This is a genomic window from Micromonospora sp. B9E7 (genome assembly GCF_039871815.1).
GTDB lineage: Bacteria > Actinomycetota > Actinomycetes > Mycobacteriales > Micromonosporaceae > Micromonospora.
Genome location: NZ_JBDPLX010000007.1, coordinates 99,298 through 116,129, shown reverse-complemented (window position 1 = coordinate 116,129; position 16,832 = coordinate 99,298). Strand labels below are relative to the sequence as shown.

At 71.2% G+C, this 16,832-nt stretch carries 19 protein-coding genes and 1 tRNA gene; 14 read left to right on the top strand and 6 right to left on the bottom strand.

What is annotated here, in order from left to right; all coding sequences use genetic code 11:
• Positions 1-53: 53 nt before the first annotated feature.
• The 14 genes from ABGB10_RS13895 to ABGB10_RS13830 all read left to right on the top strand — a co-directional run bounded on the left by ABGB10_RS13895 (position 54) and on the right by ABGB10_RS13830 (position 9,917).
• Positions 54-386, top strand: coding sequence for a hypothetical protein (locus ABGB10_RS13895; RefSeq protein ID WP_130406273.1), 333 nt, complete (start codon positions 54-56; stop codon positions 384-386).
• A gap of 120 nt (positions 387-506) precedes the next feature.
• The gene (locus tag ABGB10_RS13890) at positions 507-1,439 is read left to right on the top strand and encodes a hypothetical protein (protein WP_347661290.1); all 933 of its coding nucleotides are present in this window, start codon (positions 507-509) and stop codon (positions 1,437-1,439) included.
• A 108-nt stretch (positions 1,440-1,547) separates the two neighbouring features.
• A complete protein-coding gene (locus tag ABGB10_RS13885; RefSeq protein WP_347661289.1) occupies positions 1,548-2,429 on the top strand; it encodes an FtsK/SpoIIIE domain-containing protein in 882 nt (293 codons plus the stop codon).
• A complete protein-coding gene (locus tag ABGB10_RS13880; RefSeq protein WP_347661288.1) occupies positions 2,426-2,611 on the top strand; it encodes a hypothetical protein in 186 nt (61 codons plus the stop codon). Before ABGB10_RS13885 ends, ABGB10_RS13880 begins: the two co-directional genes overlap by 4 nt.
• A gap of 84 nt (positions 2,612-2,695) precedes the next feature.
• Positions 2,696-3,229, top strand: coding sequence for a hypothetical protein (locus ABGB10_RS13875; RefSeq protein ID WP_347661287.1), 534 nt, complete (start codon positions 2,696-2,698; stop codon positions 3,227-3,229).
• Positions 3,226-3,648: a hypothetical protein gene (locus tag ABGB10_RS13870; protein ID WP_347661286.1), complete on the top strand. Its 423-nt coding sequence runs from the start codon at positions 3,226-3,228 to the stop codon at positions 3,646-3,648. Before ABGB10_RS13875 ends, ABGB10_RS13870 begins: the two co-directional genes overlap by 4 nt.
• A 767-nt stretch (positions 3,649-4,415) precedes the next feature.
• Positions 4,416-4,763 (top strand): RRQRL motif-containing zinc-binding protein, encoded by a 348-nt coding sequence (locus ABGB10_RS13865; RefSeq protein ID WP_347661458.1) that lies wholly within the window; start codon positions 4,416-4,418, stop codon positions 4,761-4,763.
• Positions 4,760-5,434 carry an NUDIX domain-containing protein gene (locus ABGB10_RS13860; protein ID WP_347661285.1) on the top strand — a complete coding sequence of 225 codons (675 nt, stop codon included), beginning with the start codon at positions 4,760-4,762 and terminating at the stop codon, positions 5,432-5,434. The genes ABGB10_RS13865 and ABGB10_RS13860 overlap by 4 nt, the downstream gene beginning before the upstream one ends.
• Before the next feature lie 17 nt (positions 5,435-5,451).
• On the top strand, positions 5,452-5,733 hold the full coding sequence (locus tag ABGB10_RS13855; protein ID WP_347661284.1) for a hypothetical protein: 282 nt from the start codon (positions 5,452-5,454) through the stop codon (positions 5,731-5,733).
• Positions 5,730-6,593, top strand: coding sequence for a hypothetical protein (locus ABGB10_RS13850; RefSeq protein ID WP_347661283.1), 864 nt, complete (start codon positions 5,730-5,732; stop codon positions 6,591-6,593). The genes ABGB10_RS13855 and ABGB10_RS13850 overlap by 4 nt, the downstream gene beginning before the upstream one ends.
• Positions 6,590-8,182, top strand: coding sequence for a replication initiator (locus tag ABGB10_RS13845; RefSeq protein WP_347661282.1), 1,593 nt, complete (start codon positions 6,590-6,592; stop codon positions 8,180-8,182). Before ABGB10_RS13850 ends, ABGB10_RS13845 begins: the two co-directional genes overlap by 4 nt.
• An 88-nt stretch (positions 8,183-8,270) precedes the next feature.
• Positions 8,271-8,474, top strand: a complete 204-nt coding sequence (locus ABGB10_RS13840) for a hypothetical protein (RefSeq protein ID WP_347661281.1) — start codon at positions 8,271-8,273, stop codon at positions 8,472-8,474.
• Positions 8,471-8,659, top strand: a complete 189-nt coding sequence (locus tag ABGB10_RS13835) for a helix-turn-helix domain-containing protein (protein WP_347661280.1) — start codon at positions 8,471-8,473, stop codon at positions 8,657-8,659. The genes ABGB10_RS13840 and ABGB10_RS13835 overlap by 4 nt, the downstream gene beginning before the upstream one ends.
• Before the next feature lies 1 nt (position 8,660).
• Positions 8,661-9,917 carry a tyrosine-type recombinase/integrase gene (locus tag ABGB10_RS13830; protein ID WP_347661279.1) on the top strand — a complete coding sequence of 419 codons (1,257 nt, stop codon included), beginning with the start codon at positions 8,661-8,663 and terminating at the stop codon, positions 9,915-9,917.
• A 62-nt stretch (positions 9,918-9,979) separates the two neighbouring features.
• On the opposite strand, the gene ABGB10_RS13825 is transcribed toward ABGB10_RS13830, so the two are convergent.
• The 6 genes from ABGB10_RS13825 to ABGB10_RS13800 all read right to left on the bottom strand — a co-directional run bounded on the left by ABGB10_RS13825 (position 9,980) and on the right by ABGB10_RS13800 (position 16,822).
• A tRNA-Ala gene (locus ABGB10_RS13825) sits at positions 9,980-10,056 on the bottom strand.
• A gap of 287 nt (positions 10,057-10,343) precedes the next feature.
• The gene (locus tag ABGB10_RS13820; protein WP_347661278.1) at positions 10,344-11,126 is read right to left on the bottom strand and encodes a hypothetical protein; all 783 of its coding nucleotides are present in this window, start codon (positions 11,124-11,126) and stop codon (positions 10,344-10,346) included.
• Between the two features lie 236 nt (positions 11,127-11,362).
• On the bottom strand, positions 11,363-12,013 hold the full coding sequence (locus tag ABGB10_RS13815; protein WP_347661277.1) for a GNAT family protein: 651 nt from the start codon (positions 12,011-12,013) through the stop codon (positions 11,363-11,365).
• A 109-nt stretch (positions 12,014-12,122) separates the two neighbouring features.
• The gene (glp, locus tag ABGB10_RS13810; RefSeq protein ID WP_347661276.1) at positions 12,123-13,436 is read right to left on the bottom strand and encodes a gephyrin-like molybdotransferase Glp; all 1,314 of its coding nucleotides are present in this window, start codon (positions 13,434-13,436) and stop codon (positions 12,123-12,125) included.
• Entirely contained in the window at positions 13,433-14,395 is a 963-nt protein-coding gene (locus ABGB10_RS13805; RefSeq protein WP_347661275.1) for a UTP--glucose-1-phosphate uridylyltransferase, read from the bottom strand. Before ABGB10_RS13805 ends, glp begins: the two co-directional genes overlap by 4 nt.
• Before the next feature lie 9 nt (positions 14,396-14,404).
• Positions 14,405-16,822: a diguanylate cyclase gene (locus tag ABGB10_RS13800; RefSeq protein ID WP_347661274.1), complete on the bottom strand. Its 2,418-nt coding sequence runs from the start codon at positions 16,820-16,822 to the stop codon at positions 14,405-14,407.
• Between the last annotated feature and the right edge of the window lie 10 nt (positions 16,823-16,832).

Here is a 16,832-nt window from a genome sequence, read left to right as displayed (position 1 = left end):
CGAAAACGGGCAATCGCTCAAGGTGAGCGAGCCCTAGTTGAAGGGAGTCAGTCATGGGACGTCTGCTGCTGGACACCTCGCGGGTGTCGTACGAGGTCGCGGTGAACCCGGTTCCGAAGCTGGATCAGACGGGTCAGCAGAAGTTCGACCGGGAGACGAAGCAGCCGATGTGGGCGGTGCAGCTTTATGCCCTGTCGGAGGGAAGCGCGGAGGTCATCAACGTGACGGTGGTCAGCCCGGTGATGCCGGCGGTGGCTGTTCGTCAGCCGGTGGTGCCGATGGACCTGGAGGCGCTGCCCTGGGTCAACGACCGGGACGGCAAGGTCCGCTCCGGTGTCGCGTTCCGGGCTTCGGCGCTGACCGCGATGGAGACCGCCGCCGTCTAGCGGCCGGTGTTCCTGTTCAGCTCCACAGAAGCGAGAGGTGGACACGGGGTCGCCGTTGATTGGCGTCGTCTGCGACCCCGCGTCCTGTCCAACAAGGTCCCTACTGAGGGAGGACTTGTCGTGTCCAAGTCTAGCCAGAGGTCCCCGTTCGGCTGGTCGAACCGTGGGGGCAACAACGTCACTGTCATCGAAGCGCCCGTTGCCCGCTCGTACCGACGTCGGGCCACCATCGCGTTCTGGGTCACCCTCGGCGTGGTCGGCCTCCTGGCCGCCACGGTGGCCTCCGAGTACATGCACCCGATCCTGGGTGGCCTGCTCGGCATCGTCCTCGGCGCTGTCCTCGGCGCGGTGCTGTTTGCACTGATCGTGGCGTGGCCAGTCCTACGGGTCTTCTGGCACTGGCTGCCAGAGATCCTGCTCGGCCTGGCCTGCGTCTACGGCTGGACCACGCTGATGCAGTCGACCCCGATGTGGGGCTCGCTACTCATCATCGCCCTGGTCGTGGGCCTCCCGGCCGCGATCGCACCGGTGCGCCGTCGGGTCATGGCCTGGATCTGGTGCCTGATCGTCCGGCACCGCCTGCGGTTGTGCTTCGCGGCGTTCATCGCCACCAACCGGCACGGCTCACTGCCGCTGATCCTGCCCGCCAAGCCGACCCCGGCCGGCGAACGGGTCTGGGTGTGGCTGCGCCCTGGCCTGTCCCTGCGGGATCTGGAGCAGGACGGGCAAATGCAGAAGCTCGCCGTGGCGTGCTGGGCCAACGAGGTCCGCGTCATGCGCGCCGGCCGCAAGTACGCCGCGTTCATCCGCATCGACATCACCCGCCGCGAACCCCTCGCGGGCAAGGTCGTGTCGCCGCTGCCGGACTACGTCCCCACGGATATCCCGGCCAACGCTCCCACCTCTCCGGGCATGCCGCCTATCGGCCTGGACCTGCCCGACGTGCCCGACGTGCCGGTCACCCCGATCGACACTCCCCGCCAGCGCAAGCCGCGCAACCCCACCACCACTACCGCGAGCCCGAACGGGTTCGACCCCTCCGACTACGCCTAAGCACCGGGACGGCGCGGACCAGGCACCCCTGACGGGTCAAGCGTCCGCGCCTCACCCATCCCCCACCCGCTTTGACACGTAGGTGTCAACCGACCCCGGGAGCCATCCATGGACCTCACGGACACCATCGAACTGCCCCCGCAGCCAGACGCGCAGACGGTTCCGGTCGGCGCGGGCCTGTCCATCTTCGACCCGGTCTTCCTCGGCATCGACGAGTTCGGCCACCCGGCCTACCTGCCGATGATCTACCGCAACATCCTCATCGGAGGCGAACCCGGCGCGGGCAAGTCCAGCCTGTTGAACACCATCGTTGGGCACGCCGCCCTGTGCCCGGATGTGCGGTTGTGCCTGCTCGACGGCAAGCAGGTCGAACTCGGGCTGTGGAAGGACGCCGCCGACGTGTTCGTCGGCCCCGACATCGACCACGCCATCCGCACCCTGCGCCGCGTCCAGACGGTGATGGACAACCGGTACTCGTTCCTGCTGTCGCACCGCCGCCGGAAGATCGGCCCTAAAGATCTGTTCGGTCAGATCCTCGTGGCCTGCGACGAGATCGCCTACTTCTCCGCCACCGCCGGAGACAAGAAAGACCAGGACCTGTTCGCCGCCCTGCTGCGCGACATCGTCGCCCGTGGCCGCGCCGTCGGCATCATCGTCGCCGCCGCGACCCAGCGCCCGTCCTCGGACATCATCCCGCCGTCACTGCGGGACCTGTTCGCGTGGCGCTTCGCCGGCCGCTGCACCAACGACGTGTCCTCCGACATCGTCCTCGGACACGGCTGGTACGCCCGCGGCTTCTCCTCCAACAGCATCGACCCGAACAACCAGGGCGAGGGCTACCTCATCGCCGAAGGCGGCATCCCCAACCGCGTCAAGGCCGCCTACATGACCGACGCCGACATCATCCGCGTCGCCGACTACGCCACCTGGACCCGCCGCCGCAGCGGCCTCGCCGCCCCCGCCGAGTCCGCCGCGAAGGTCGCGGCATGAAGACCCGGACCGCTGTATCGACTCGCGTCCTGGACCTCGTGCTGATCGGTGACGGCGAAGACATCGCCGCACTCACCGCCATCGCCCGACACGCGGGCGCGCTCGTCTTCCGCTCCGCACCCGCTCTTGTCAGCGACGGCAGGCAACGGGTGATTCTCCGGCTCCACCTGCACCACCGATAGAAGCGGCCGACAGACCGGCCAAGGCCCTGAGAAAGCTGCCCGGTCTGCCGACCCAACCACCGCCCACGAAAGGACGTGGCCGCCATGAACCCTACCCAAAAACAGCCCATCGCCCCCGGCGCGCTGGCCGACCTGACCCCGGCCGACACCCTGCGCTGCGCCGCCCGCTACCTGGAGATCCGAGGCTGGACCCAGGGCGACCCGTACGAGCTGGCCGAGAATCCGCCGTTCCCGCCGGCCTGCACCCTCGGTGCCATCGCCATGGCCATCTACGGCCACCCCGTCTCCATCGAGGACCGCTACTGCGGCAACGGCGCCGCCGCCGACCTCTGGGACACCACCGTCACCTGCCTGGCCGACTTCCTCCGGCACGACGGCCGCACGCCCAACTTCGACGACAACACGCCCTCGACCTCGGCAACGGAGACCGTCGCCGACTGGAACGACGACGCCATCCAAACCCTGCCCGGCGTCCTCGACGTCCTGCGCGCCTGCGCCGACGACTACGACTGGACCCACGCCACCGAAGACCAGCTCGAAACCTACGCCGAACACGAGTACAGCCAAGAACGGCTTCCCACCCGCTCCGGGTTCCTCGTCTGGCGGGCCACCCGATGAGCACCGTCGCCGCTCTGCCGACCGGCAACGTTCACGCCGTCCTCGACCGCGCCGCCCTCTACCTGGGCCGCTACGGCTGGACTCCCACCGGCCTCTACGACGCCCATGACGCCTGCCCGGCCAAGTGCGCCTGTCACCGCACCGGCACCTACCCGGCGTCGATCCTCGGCGCGATCCGGGCCGCCGTCTTCGGCCGACCCCGCTGGTACCTGACCGGCATCACCGACGCCGACCAGCGCACCTACAGCGCCGCCGTCGAGTGGTTCAACACCTACCTCATCGCCGTCGGCCACGCCGGCCTTCACGCCCCGGTCTTCGACTGGGAAACCCTGCCCGGCCGCACCCCGGCCGACGTCATCGAGGCGCTGTGCGCCGCCGCCATCGCCTACCGCCGACACACCATCCGGAGGGCCGCATGAGCACCGCCGCCCACACCCCCGACCTGACACGTACGTGTCAAAACGACATCTCCACTGCCGCACTCGTCGCCGCACTGGAAGCCGCCTGGTCCGCCATCCGCGACCAGCACACCGAAGTTCCGCCCGCCGTCCTCGTGGTCGGATCCGGCTCACCCACCAAAGCGAGCCAGGGCATGAAGTGGGGCCACTTCGCCGCCCTGCGCTGGCAAGCCGGCGATCAGCAACTGCCCGAAATCCTCATCTCCGGTGAGGGCCTGTCCCGCGAGCCGGAGGCCGTGTTCACCACGCTTCTGCACGAAGCAACCCACGCCCTCGCCGACGTGCGGGGCGTCCAGGACACGTCTCGGCAGGGCCGCTGGCACAACAAGAAGTTCGCCACCCTCGCCGCCGAACTCGGCCTGTCCACGACCAAGGACGACAAGCTCGGCTACTCGCCCTGCACCCTGACCGACCTCACCCGCGCCCGCTACCGGACGACCATCGCCGGTCTCACTGAGGCGCTGCGGTTCTACCGCCACCCGGAACCGACCGGGGAAGGCAAGACCCGCACGAACAACAACAACGGCGTCTCGTGCGAATGCGAGTGCCCCCGCAAGCTGCGCATCTCCAAGGCCGCCTTCGAGGAAGGCCCGATCGTCTGCGCCCTGTGCTCGGCGGCGTTCCTGCCCGAGGACATCGACCGCGACACCTACGAACACCCCACCTTCGCCACCGGCACCCCTGCCGGCGACGACCACGACCAGGCCGACGACGACTCGGAGGACCCGATGGTGTTCTACGACCCGACCGGCGAGCGCTACGGCCTGCCGACCTACCCCTACAAGTTCGCCCCCGACGGGCTCCTGACCCGTCGGCAACTGCGCACCCGCAACCTGCGCCCCGGCGGCCAAGACCCCGCCGCGCAAATCATGTGGCGTCGCGGAAAGCGCGTCGCCTACCTGTTCCGCCTCGACCTGGCGATGCCCAAGCGCACCGCCACCCCCGCCCAACTGGCGGCCATCGACAAGGCGCTCACCGCCCGGCGTACCTGCCCCGACTGCGGCCAGGTCAAGCCCTACTACATCCCCCGCCGTACCGGCTCCTGCCTCGACTGCACCCCTGGAGGTTCCCTGTGACCACGACGACTCCTGTCACCTACACCCACCCGAGTGTCCTGGCCGGTATCGCTGCCGGCGCTGACTGGGCCGATCCCACCATGGATCCCGCCCTCATCGACTGGACGACCCGGCAGGCCCACGCCGCCATCCCGTTCACCGTCATCGACGGCCGACCCGTCAACCCCTGCCAGCAGACCCCGGTCCGCTACGGCCGCAACGAACTCGGCCACTGGGGCGAACAGCTCTGCGCCGACGCCCTCGTCTCCCTCACCGACGCCAACGGCCACCGCTGGGTCCTCCTGATCGAACGCGCCGACGGCCACGGCTGGGCGCTGCCCGGCGGATACGTCGACCCCGGCGAAACCCCCGGCCACGCTGCCGCCCGTGAACTGGCCGAAGAAACCGGCCTCACGATCCCCCACGCCACCTGGGCTATCGAGCCCCCGCGCTACGTGCCCGACCCGCGCGCCTCCGACGAGGCATGGATGGTCACCGTCCTCGCCCGCACCTACCTCGGCACCTACCCCGCCGACGCCTTCCCGGCCATCGCCCACGCCGACGACGCGGCACAAGCCGCCTGGATCCGCGCCGACACCTACGACGCGCTCACCACCCACCTGCCCTGCTGCGACATCTTCGCCGCCCACCGACCTCTACTCACCTCGGCCCTCAACACGGCCAACCACTGACCCGAAAGGACACCACCATGCACCGCTACTACGTCTCGTTCAGCTACCAGGCCCCGCAGGGCTTCGCCATCGCCTCTCTCGACATCACCGCCCGGCAGCGCATCGCCACCGCCGATGAACTCGCCCCCATCACCGCCGACCTCATCGGCCGGGGCTACCACTCCGCCAAGATCCTGGCGTTCTCCCTCTACGCCAACCCCCAGCGCGAGGACACCGCCTCCCGCCCCAACCCCAACCGCGACGCCCGTCGCGACCCCCACACCCCGCCTCGGCCCACCACCCGAGGACGGCGGTCATGACCGCACCTACGCCCAAGTCCCCGTTCATCGCACGTCTCCAGGACGGCGTCCTGGTCCTCATCGTGCTGCTCGTCGGAGCCATGGCTGGTGCCGCCTCGTTCAACCACGTCCACGACTGGACCATCAGCAACAGCCCCACCGGAACCGCCGACTGGTTCGGCTGGGCCAACGCCGTCATCACCGAACTCATCCCGATCGCCGCAATGATCGTCATCATCCGCCGCCGCAAAACTGGCGGCCCGATCGGCTACCCGATGTTCCTGCTCATCGCCGCCGTCGGACTGTCCCTGACCGCACAACTGGCCGTCGCCAAGCCGACCGTCTTCGGCTGGATGGTCTCCGCGCTGCCCGCGCTGGCCTTCTTCGCCCTGTCCAAGCTCGTCTTCACCGCAACCCGGCCCACCAACCATGTCCCGGCACCCGAGCCGGCCACCTCCGCCCCGGCGTCGTCGCCCGACACCACCGCCGACGCGAAGGTCAGCCCGGCAGCCGCGACCATCACGGCCACCGCACCCATCGAAGAGAACACAACCGACGAGCCCTCGACTGAGGCGAAGGAGATCGCCCCCGCGATCGCAGCACCGCAGACCACCCCGACCGAGGACGCCCCGGCCCCGGCGACCCCGCCGGCTGCACCCGTGATCCCAGCGGTCAAGCCCGCTGCGGCGCTGCTGTCAGGTGCCCGGATAGTCGCCGACGCCCACGCTAAAGCCCACGGTGAACCCATCACCCCCGGCCAACTCGCCGTGCGACTGCGCGTCCCCACCCAAACCGCCGCCGACATCCTGACGGCCCTCACCAACCAACCGACCATCAACGACAAGCACCACAACGGCACCGCTGTTGGAGCCTCTGCGTGACCTCCTCGACGCTGCCTCTCGCGCCCGAAACCACCACGGTTTCGGGCACGGGAGCCTCCGCTGTAGCAGGAAACGACTACTGGCCCTGGGCCACGCCCACCCGCACCACCCGCAACCTGGCCGCTGACGGGTGGGTACGCGGCCACGATCCCCGCACCGTCGCTTCCGGGCGTGCCCGCGCCCAAGACCCCGACTACTCCGAATGGCTCGGCCACGTCCGCGCGGCGTCGGCGTGCAAGCACCCCATCCGTCTGGCTGGGCAGATCCACGTCAACGACGCTGACGGCAACCGCATGGCGACCGTCGACACCGAGGACATGCCCGACGGGGCGATCTACACCCCGTGCGGCAACCGCCGCGCCGCTGTGTGCCCGTCCTGCGCTGAGCTGTACCGCCGCGACACCTACCACCTGATCAAAGCCGGCCTCCAGGGCGACCGGTGGGGACTGCCGCCGCTCAACGAGCACATCGCCATCTTCCTGACCGCCACCGCCCCATCGTTCGGGCCGGTGCACCACCGGGTGGTGAAGGTCCACGCGGCGGACTGCCGGAAGAAGGACGGCTGCACCTGCCGGGCCTCGGTGTGCCACCCCTTCGGCCGCACCTGCCCCCACGGGCAGGAGCTGCGCTGCGGGCAACGCCACAAGGCCGCAGACACCCAGCTCGGGCAGCCGTTGTGCCTGGACTGCTACGACCACGTCGGCCAGGTCGTGTGGAACCACGAGGCACCCGAGTTGTGGCGCCGCACCATCCAGCAAGCCGACCGGGAGCTACGCCGTCTCGGCCGGGCACACGGCGTTGACCTGCGCCGCCGCTACATCAAGGTCTACGAATTCCAAGTACGCGGCGTCATCCACTACCACGCCCTGATCCGCCTCGACGGCTACAACCCCGACTGCCCCGAAGCGATCGTGCCGCCGCCCCGCGTCATCACCCGGCAGATGTTCGCCGACGCCGTGGAAGCCGCCTTCCTCAAAACCGCCTACACCTCCGCTGGCCACCCGGACAACGGCGGGCAGGGCTGGCACATCGCCTGGGGTGACAAGGGCCTGGACCTCAAGCACGTCAACGCACCCGGCCACGAAGTCAACCTCGCGCAGATCACCGGCTATATCGCCAAGTACGTCACCAAGAGCACCGAGGTAACCGGCCTGAGCCTGCGCCGCGTCGACGACCTCTCCGTGGAAGTTCACGGCGACCCGGGCACGCACCTCGGCCGGCTCATCCGCGCGTGCTGGGACGTCGGGGAGCACCCCGACTACGCCCGGCTGCGGCGGTGGGCGCACCAGTTCGGCTATGGCGGGCACATCGCCACCAAGAGCCGCGCCTTCTCCGTGACCCTCGGCTTCCTCCGGTTGCAGCGCACGATCTGGCGGCGCACCGAGGGCCACCCCCACACCTGGGACGACGAGCAAACCGAGCGGGTCATCTACGAACTCGGCTACCAGGCAACCGGCTGGATCACCACCGGCGACGCGCTGCTCGCCAACACCGCCGCCGCCATGGCCCGCGCACAACACCTCGCCGGCATCGACGCCCTGGCCGACGAACTCGCCGCCGCTCGCGCGGTCCAACCCCTGGCCGCTTGACACGTACGTGTCAACGCCAGTGAAGCCGTTCCTTGACAACTCCACAGCGCACGCAACACCCCGACCACTCGATCTGGAAGGAGCACCCGTGCCCACACGTCCCCGCCCCCTGGTCGCGGTCCGACTCATCGGCCCGACCACCACCGTCACCACCCACGCCGCCACCATCGCCGCTCAACTCACCGCCTACTACGGCCGCGAGCGGGTCACCTGCCGCACCAGCACCCGACCCGCCGGCTACAGCGGCGAAAGCCGCACCTACATCACCATCACCCGAAAGGAGCCCCGATGACCGCACCCACACCGATCCCGGACCTGTGGTCCATCAGCGACACCGCCGCGTTCCTGCGGGTGCCGGTCGGCACCCTCTACCAATGGCGGCATCGCCGCACCGGACCGCGGGCCTTCAAGGTCGGCCGTCACCTGCGCTACGACCCGGCCGACGTCCGGGCCTGGCTGGAAGACCAGGCGGCCTGACATGGCGATCGATGACCTCTGGTACCTGACCAAGCGCGGCCCCAACAAGGAGCGCTTGAAGTCCAAGCGCTACGGGCGCGGTAAACGGTGGCGCTGCCGGTACGTGGACCGCAACGGTGAAACCCGGGAACGCCTCTTCGACCGGAAGGTTGACGCCGAAGCCTGGGATGCCAACGCCCGCGCCGGAATCGCCGAGGAAACCCGGATCGACCAGGCAGAGCGCCGGCTGACCTTCCAGGACTACGGCGAGCGGTGGCGACTGTCCCGCCAGATCAGTCAGGCCCTCGACTACCAGCGCCACACCGAATCTCGGCTCCGCCACCACCACTACCCGCACTTCGGTGACCGGGCCATCCGCGCGATCACCGTTACCGACGTCCTGGAGTGGGTCGCCACGCTGCTCCGCAACAACGTCGCCCAATCATCGGTGAAGACCTACTTCGACCTGCTCAACAACATCATGAACTCCGCCGTCGCCGACAAGGTGATCCCCGACAACCCCTGCAAATCGATCCGGCTGTTCGCGATCCTGCGGGGCTTCTCCCGCGCGCCGAAGTGGGTACCGACCGACGACGACGTGCTCGCCCTGGTCGACGTGGTGCCCGACGAGTATCAGGCGGCCATCTGGGCCGGCGCAGGTGAGGGACTGCGACTCGGGGAAGTCCTCGGCCTGGAGGACAGCACCCGGTGCATCGACCCGGACCGTCAGGAGCTGCACGTCGTTCAGCAACTGCGGTTTCACAAGGTCGCCTATGGGGGCTTCTACCTCGCCCCACCGAAGGCCGGCTCGGTCGGGGATGTCGACCTGGACGACCACGTCGCCGCAGTCTTCGCTCAGCACGTCCGCACCTACCCGCCCGCCCTGGTCGAGCTGCCCGACATCACTGCCGGCACCCCCGACCCGGGTCGGGAGCCCAAGCGCCGGATGGTCCCGCTGCTGTTCACCGACGACCAGGGGCGGCCGATCCATGACCAACGGTGGTCGCAGATGTGGCGGACCTGGCGCGAGGCGGCCGGCTGGCCCGATGAGGGCACCTTCCACTCCCTGCGGCACTACTTCGCCACTCGCCTGATCACCTCGGGTGCCGACCCCACCGACGTGCAGAACGCGCTACGGCACTCCAGCCTGCGGATCACGCTGGAAACCTACGTTCACTGGTGGCCCAAGAAAGATCGCCGCCGCAACATCATCAGCGGCGCACTCCGCGACGCGAGCGCCAAACGAAAACAGGGCCCGAAGGCCCTGGATTCTCGCTGATTTGTGCCGGATCTGTGCCCGCTGATCTTGCTAGCGGGGTTTCCCCAGGTCGTACGTGTTGCTGGTGGAGCTGAGGGGATTTGAACCCCTGACCCCCTCGATGCGAACGAGGTGCGCTACCAGTCTGCGCCACAGCCCCCCACCGGCGAACCGGCTTCGGTCCCACCCGGCTTACACCGGGCGGGCCGGCAGCAAGGCTAACAGGTCGCTGGCCCCCACCGCGAATCCGCCCCCGGAGCGGCGCCGCCGCCCGCCTGGAGATCGACTCCAGATCGCCGACGTGGGGGTGTCACCCTGCGGCTGATGCCGCCACATCGCCGAGCCGGAGTGGATCAACGCCGGAGCAACGCCGGATCGACGCCCGCAACGACGGCCGCCGCGGCACGACCCACGCCGAGGGCCGGCAGCGCCGCCCGGAGGACGCGGTCAGGCGCCTCGGCCGGCCTCGTAGGGGCGGCCGCGTAGCCCACCCGACCGCCGGTACGAGACCGACCCACCGTTGACCGCCGCCGGCAGGTCGCCCGGTCGGTCCAGGCCCATCGCGGCGCGGCGTACCCCCTCGCGCTGGGCGGCGAGGCGGCGCTGCGCCTCACGGCGGGCCGCCGCCCGGCGGGCCTGCTCCCGGCGCACCTCGGCCTGCCGGTCGGCGAGCCAGGCGGCCTCCCTGGCCCGGGCGCGGCGGCGGCGACGGCCGGCCAGGGCCCGGCGGCGAAGGTGGACGACGTACACGGCCAGGAGCAGGAAGGTGACCCCGAAGCCGATCCAGAAGCCGGGGCTGACGAACACCACGCCGATCAGCTCGACGACGTTGAGGAGCAGCAGGGCGGCGAGAACCCGACGCCGCCGGTACACGGCGGGGGTGTGCTGTCGTCGGGGCGGTGGGCGGCGGCGCGACCTCCTCGGTGCGGGTGGCACGGCGCGCAGCCGACCGGAACGGCGGGCGGCCGGCGGTGCGGAGACCGGCGGAGCAAGCGCTCCGGTAGTCGCGTCTTCACTCAGAGTGACGGTCAGTGAGCGCGGAGGGTGGACGGGGCGCCGTCCGGGCACAGTGCGGCGTCGCCGGCGGCGCTGGAGCACCCGCGCCGTCGACTGCGCCCGCTCCGCCACCAACCGCTCGGTGGCGTCGTACCGGCGAACCAGCGCCGGGGCCAGGGCGAGCAGGCCGGCGGCGGCGAGGACGGCGAGGAGCACCGAGGTCGGCACCCTCACCCCTCCCGTCACCGAATTCGAAGCAACCGACCTCCGACCGCAGGATCTTCCACCGATCCCGCCAAGGTGCGTGGATCATCCGGCCGGGGAGCGCTTGCCGCAGCTTGCAGTTACTTGAGGTTACGGCGCGCCGACCAGGTTGCCGCCGCGCCGCGCCGATCCCGTCCGTGGGACGGCTGGGAGGAAGTCGGAAAAACTCCGTCCCGGCCACCCGCCCCGGGAATCCCGACGTCCTCCTACCGCGCGTCGGCGCGTACCCGGTGCCAGCGGGCCAGCAGGCCACCCTCGGCAGCGATCTCCTCGCTCGTCATCGCGTAACCGATGTGGTCCCGCCAGGCGCCGTCGATGTGCATGTAGCGCACGTGGTACGACTCCTCGCGGAAACCCAGTTTCTCCACCACCCGCCGGGACGGTCGGTTCTCCGGACGGATGTTGACCTCCACCCGGTGCAACCCGCCCGGACCGAAGGCGTGGTCCACGGCGAGCGCGAGTGCCGTGGGGATCACGCCTCGCCCGGCGACCCGAGCGTCCACCCAGTAGCCGACGTAGCCGGAGCAGAGAGCCCGCCGCACGATGCTGCCCACATTGATGTGACCGACCAGGCGGTCCCGGTCGGCCTCGCGCAGACAGACCGCGAACGGCATGCCCTCACCCTCGCGGGCCGAACGCCGCTGGTCCCGGTGCACCCAGCGGAACGCTGCCGGTGAGTTCATGTCGTCCCAGGCACCGGGCAGCGACGACTCCCAGGGTGCCAGCCAGGCCCGGTTGGCCCGCCGGATCTCCGACCACGCCGCGGCGTCGGTGCGCCGGTACGGCCGCAGCAACACCGGGCCGTCCGCCAACTCCACCGGCCAGCCCGGTGCCCGCGGGGGTCCGAAGAGACTCACCCGCACAGTCTCCCGCGCGGGACCGCGTCGCGCGCAAGTGGATCCACCCCGACGACCAGACGACCGCGCGACGCCCGAGCGGCCGGCCGGCGGGTCGACCGGGACACCGTCACCGACGGCGGTCCAGCAGCAGGACGTCCACGGTGGATCCGGCGGCGGCCGTGGTGACCCGCTCGCCGAGCACCAGCAGGCCGTTCGCCTCGGCCAGCCCGGAGAGGGTGAACGGCCCACCGCTGAGGGGCTGGACCGTGTACCCGCCGCCACGGCGCTCGGCGACGTGCGCCGGCCGGAACTCACGCAGCCCCGCGGGCGACGACACGGTCTCCAGCAGGTGCGCCCGCACACTGGGACGGAACACCGGCTCGGCGCCGGCGAGCAGTTGGATGGCGGGGCGGGCAAGCACCTCGAAACCGATCAACGCGGCACCGGGGTCGCCGGGCAGGCAGACCACCGGCACCTCCTCCGCGCCGACCGTGCCGAACCCGAGCGCGGTGCCGGGATAGAGCGCCACGTCGGTGAACGTGACCGGCCCGGCCCGGCCGCCCTCGCGGCGGGACAGGATCCGGCGCACCATGTCCCCGGGGCCGGTGCCGGTGCCTCCGGTGGTGATGATCAGGTCGGCGCGCAGGGTCTGGTCCTCCAGCAGCCCGCGCAGCCCCTCCGGGTCGTCGTCGCAGATCCCCACCCGGTACGCCAGGGCGCCCACCTCGGCCGCGGCGGCGGTCAACGCGTGCGAGTTGGCGTCCACCACCTGTCCCGGTTGGCTGCCCCGGCCCACGTCGACAAGTTCGTCGCCGGTGGCCACGATGACCACCCGCGGGCTGGGCCGGACCACCACATGCCCGATTCCGGTGGCCGCGAAGACCGCGACCAGCGCCGGGGAGACGTACGTGCCGGCGCGGGCGAGCAGGGTGCCGGCGGGCAGTTCCTCACCGGCGCGGCGTACCCCGTACCCCCGCTTGGGGGTGCGGAAGATCTCCACGGCGGCCATGCCCTGGTCGGTCCACTCGACCGGGACCACCACGTCCGCGGCTACCGGCAGCGGCGCCCCGGCGGCCACCGAGAAGCACGAGCCCGGGGTGAGGCGGACCGGCCGCCAACTCGCGGCACCCAGATCGCCCACGACGTTGAGCCGGATGGTCCGTCCACCGGGCTTGCCGGAGGGGGCCGGGACGTAGCTCGGGCCCCGGCCCCCTCCGGAAATGTCCTCCCAGCGGGCGGCGTAGCCGTCCACGGCCGCCTGGTCGAAGGCCGGGAAGGCGTGCGGCGCGACGACGTCCTCGGCGAGGACGTTGCCGTGCGCCTGGGTGAGGTCGAGGTCGAGTGGCGGCAGCGCACGTAACCTGCGCAGCACGCTGCCCAGGTAGTCGGCGAGCGGCGTCAACTCGTTCGCGGCCGCCTCGGCGTCGGCCGTCGCGGTCATGTACCAGATCCGCCTGCCGCGTCGGCCTTGACGAAGTCGGCCAGCCAGGATCGGAACTCGCTGCCGAGGTCGTCGCGCTCGGCGGCGATCTGCACCACCGTCTGGAGGTAGCCCAGCGGCATGCCGGTGTCGTAGCGGGTGCCCCGGTAGACGATCGCGTGCACCGGGACGCCCTCGGTGCGTAGCAGCTCCATCGCGTCGGTCAGCTGGATCTCGCCGCCGCTGCCCGGCTTGGTCCGCCGGATCGCGTCGAAGATCTTGCCGGGGAGCACGTAGCGGCCGAGCACCGCGAGGTTGCTCGGCGCGTCCTCCGGCTGCGGCTTCTCCACCATCCCGGTCACCTTGACGACCTCGCCGATGTCGGTCAGCTCGGATTCGGCCGGTTCGACGGAGGCGATCCCGTACCGCTTGGTCTCGGCCGGGTCGACCTCGAAGAAGGCGAGCACCACACCACCGGTGCGGGCCTGCAACTCCAGCATCGCCGGAAGCAGCGGCTCCGACGGCTTGACGAACTCGTCACCGAGCAGCACCGCGAACGGCTGGTCGCCGACGTGCGACTCGGCGTACCCGACGGCGTGGCCGAGCCCGAGCTGCTCGGGCTGCCGCACGGTGTAGATCTCGGCCAGTTCACTGGGCCGACGCACGGCGGCCAGCCGCTCGGCGTCGCCCTTCTCCTCCAGCCTGGTCTCCAGGTCGGGGCGGCGGTCGAAGTGGTCCACCATCGACGTCTTACCCCGACCGGTGATCAGCAACACGTCACCGATGCCGGCCTGCGTGGCCTCCTCGACGATGTACTGCAGAACCGGCCGGTCCACCACCGGCAGCAGCTCCTTGGGCACCGCCTTCGTGGCCGGCAGGAACCGGGTGGCCAGTCCGGCGGCCGGGATGACGGCCTTGACCGCCAGGGGACGGCCGGTTGCGGCGGCCGTCGATGAGGGGTTCGCTGAGTGCTCCGACATGCCGCGAGACTATCGGCCACGGCTCTGCCGCGGCGGCTGTGGCCCAGAAGACGCGCCGCCACCCGACCCCGGCCGCGCGGCGTCCGGGCCGGCCCCCGCGCTGTCCGGTGGGTCGTCGGCCGGGTCCGGCCGGGCCTGCGTGGGGCCGGCCGGCGAAGATTCGGGTACGCCCACCGCCGACTCCGACCGGGCGTGCCCGCCCGGCTCCCGGCTGACCTGCACGTGCTGGCCGGCGCGGGGCAGCACGTCCGATGGGCTCACCGCCCCCGCGAGCACCGGTAGCTCCCGGGTCGTCACCTCGGGGCGTACCTCGGCGACCCGGTACGTGTCACGGCCGGCGGCCTTCGCGGCGTAGAGCGCGTCGTCGGCTGCCTCCAGCACCTCCCGCCCGGTGCTGCCGTTGTCCGGATAGACCGCGATGCCCACCGACACGGTCACCAGGACCGGCCCGGCGTACGCCTCGACGGCGATCGGAGTCTCGCGCACCACCGCGCCGAGTCGCTCGGCCACGATCGCCGCGCCCCGCGCGTCGGTCTCCGGCAGCAGCAGCACGAACTCCTCACCGCCCTGCCGGAAGGCCAGGTCGACCTCGCGGATCTCGCCGCGTACCCGCCGGGCGAACTCGGCCAGCACGGTGTCCCCCGCCGCGTGCCCGTACGTGTCGTTGACGTCCTTGAACCGGTCGAGGTCCAACGCGAGGATGCTCAGCATCCGCCCGAACCGGCTGGCCCGTTCCACCTCCCGCCGGATCGACTCGCGCAGGTAGCGGTAGTTCCACAAACCGGTGAGCGGATCGGTGAGCGAGAGCCGCTGCGCCTCCTCGTGCACCCGGACGTTGTCCACGGCCACCGCCGCGTGACCGGCGAAGGTGCGCAGGGTGACCAGGTCGTCGTCGTCGAACTCGTCGGCGCCCAGCCGGTCGTAGAGGGCCAGCACCCCAAGTGCCGCCGCCCCTGCGCCAGCCTCGTCGGTCGCCGTCGGGGACCCGGAGAAGCTCGCCGTGGCACCGCCGGTCGGGGCGGCGAACGGGACGGCGACATAGGTGCGGCAACGCGGCTCACCCGACGGGGTCTCGGCCGGTTCCACCCTCCCCCGCTGCGGTTCCCCGGTGGCGGCGACAGCCCCGACCACACCGACACCCACCGGCACCCGGAGCGGCGACGAACCGTCCGTGTCGCCCTCCGGCCACCGTCCGTCCAACCCCTCGGTGCACTGCGCGACGAGCACCCCGCCGGCCTCCACCAGCAACACCGCGCCGGCGCGCGCGCCGGTGGCGCCGATGGCGCTGTGCAGGATCACCCGCAGGATGCGTTGCAGGTCGTGCGTGCTGGCCAGGGTGTCGCCGAGCACCCCGAGGTGCCCGCGGAGCTGGTCCCGGTTGCTGGTCAACGCCGCGACGTAGGAGCCGGTCTCCCGGGTCATCCGGTTGAAGGCCGCGGCCAGCCGGCCCAGCTCGTCGCGGCTGCGGACCGGCACCCGGGCGGTCAGGTCGCCGTGCGCCACCCGGTCGACCGCGCCGGCCAACTCCACCAGCGGCCGGGTGGTGACCCGGGCCAACCGCCAGGCGCTCAGTACGGCGAGGAGCGCGGCCAGGACCACCACCCCCACCAGCGTGGCGTGCAGCCCGGGCGGCCGTTCGCTGGGCACGGAGAGCACCAGTGGCAGTGGCTGCGCGTCGGACGGCCCGATCCTCCGCACGTACCGTCCCTCGCTGGTCTCGGTGACCTGCTCGCCGTCGACGGTGCTGGCGGCGGCCAGCACCGCGTCGCGTACCTCGCGGGACTCGGTCGTGTGGGTGACCCGCGCGGCGCTCGCACCGCTGTCGAGCAGGGTGACCGCCACCCCGGTCACCGCCGCCAGCCGGGCCACGAAGGCCGGGTCGACCAGTTGCGCGGCGGTCACCGTGCCCAGCAGCGTTCCGGAGCGGTCGCGGAGGTCGACCTGGGCTGCCAGCGCACGGACCGGGCTGGCCGAGCCATTGGTCTCGCTGTTGGTCGGGCCTGTGGTTCCGCCGCTGGCCGGGCCTGTGGTGGGGCGCTTGGCCTCGCCGCTGGTCGGGCTGTTGGTCTCGCTGTTGGTCGGGCCGGAGCAGTCCCGCCAGGGGGCCGCCGGCGCGCCGGGCGAGACGTAGCTGACCTGGCCGCTCACATCGGTGATCGACACCGCGGCGGCCAGGCCACGGCCGACCAGTTGGGCGGCGGCGACGGGCGGATCGGCGGTGAGGGCCACCGCGTCGGCGGTGGCCCTCAACTGCTGGCAGAGAGCGTCGACCGAGGTACGCACGGTGGACGCCGCCACCGCCAGCCGCTCGGTGGAGCGGCTGCGGTCCACGGCGGCGACCGTGGAGGCGACGAATAGCACGCCGAGCAGGACCGGCCCGAGCACCACCACGAGGAAGGCTGCCGTCAACCGCCCGCGTAGCGTCACTCGGTCCCCC